The organism is Bartonella sp. AP21QHHD (assembly GCF_042196205.1).
Taxonomy (GTDB): Bacteria; Pseudomonadota; Alphaproteobacteria; order Rhizobiales; family Rhizobiaceae; genus Bartonella.
Map to the genome: position 1 here is coordinate 1 of NZ_JBHIPT010000134.1, position 1,352 is coordinate 1,352.

2 protein-coding genes are annotated in these 1,352 nt (G+C 34.4%); one reads left to right on the forward strand and one right to left on the reverse strand.

Going from position 1 to position 1,352, the window contains the following annotated elements; genetic code table 11:
• Window positions 1–508, forward strand: a 508-nt coding sequence (locus ACFIMC_RS10300; RefSeq protein WP_375681026.1) for a hypothetical protein, incomplete at its 5' end; no start/stop codon positions are given.
• Here ACFIMC_RS10300 and ACFIMC_RS10305 read toward each other — a convergent pair.
• Window positions 494–1,216: a hypothetical protein gene (locus ACFIMC_RS10305; protein ID WP_375610990.1), complete on the reverse strand. Its 723-nt coding sequence runs from the start codon at window positions 1,214–1,216 to the stop codon at window positions 494–496. The genes ACFIMC_RS10300 and ACFIMC_RS10305 overlap by 15 nt on opposite strands.
• Between the last annotated feature and the right edge of the window lie 136 nt (window positions 1,217–1,352).

Sequence of the window (1,352 nt, forward strand, 5' to 3'; positions counted from 1 at the left end):
AGCAGGGCAGGTAAGAGAACCAAACGGACGTATATCACGTGCAAAAGCACCGCGTGAAGCCGTTGATAAATTGGCAATAGAGATACGTGCAAAGCGCTTCGGTTTAACGCTACAGGAGGCAAAAAATCCACTTTCTGGTACTTATATAGGGCGACTTTGTTTAAAAGGCGTGCTTACTCAAGAGCAATATGATGCCGCGCAACAATATCTACAAGTAAGAAACGATTACCTTTGTGCAAAGGGCTTGCCTAATGCGATTTATGACGAAATGCCATCATCTACTGATGACAAAGCAAGAGATAAATGGGTAGCATTTGCAACAGAGCAGTTTATAAACACGCAAGAGGCACTAAAAGAAGCCCAATGCCTCTATAGACAGTATAATCTTCATGCTGCGCTACAGTACCTCGTGATAGAAGATCAAATGTTACCACATCTTGTGAATTCGCTGCGTGTTGCTCTTAATGTGCTTCATAAGTATTTAATCGCTAGTTTAAAAAATTTTTAAATATCGCTTCCATTTTTCAAAAGAGCCATATCTTACTGGGGGTCTTATATCTTCTTTGGGCATCATTTCTCTATATACACTTATAGCAATAGAGCACATATTCACTGTATTTTGTAAACGAACGCTTTCGTGTCCTAGTATCATATGCTCTGTACGAATAGTTTGTTCTTTTCTGCTAATGCCATTTGGAGAATTCAAAAATTTTTCTGCGTATTCAAACATTGGATCATTAAAATGTGTTTCAAATTTTGCTTTAAATAAAATAGTTTCTATAGTATCCCAGTCATTAAAAATACTACCGTATTTCTTAAGTTTTGTTTGCAAGTCGTTAAATGTAACTGTGGGCATACTTTTATCACCTTGTAATAAATCAGCAAAACGACCACAAAAAACAAGCACTATGTGATAATGTTTTAAAATATTAAATTCCGGAGGATTGCTAGGTAGTGTTATTAAATGCTTCCAAAATGGACTTTTGTCATTGGGGATGTCTACAGTACTTCCCATAAATGTTTTTAAATACTCCACCGATTCTTTTGCCTTTGCTAATTTTTGATGATATTCTGAGTTTTGATAATTTTCACTTACATATTTTTCGTAAAGTTTATCGTATTGTTCTAAACTATCTACACTAGTGTATCTTGATAACACTGATATCGAAAAGAAAGCTATAAATATTACTATGAGCGTTATGGATAGTGACTTCATTATTTAATCCTTAAATTATAATAATTAACACTACCTAACCGATTCTTTTCAAATGTATCAATATGTGTTATTTTTATGTTGACAAAGTGTAGCAAATCGTATTTAATGACATTGCTGTACTTAGGCGTATTGTGTC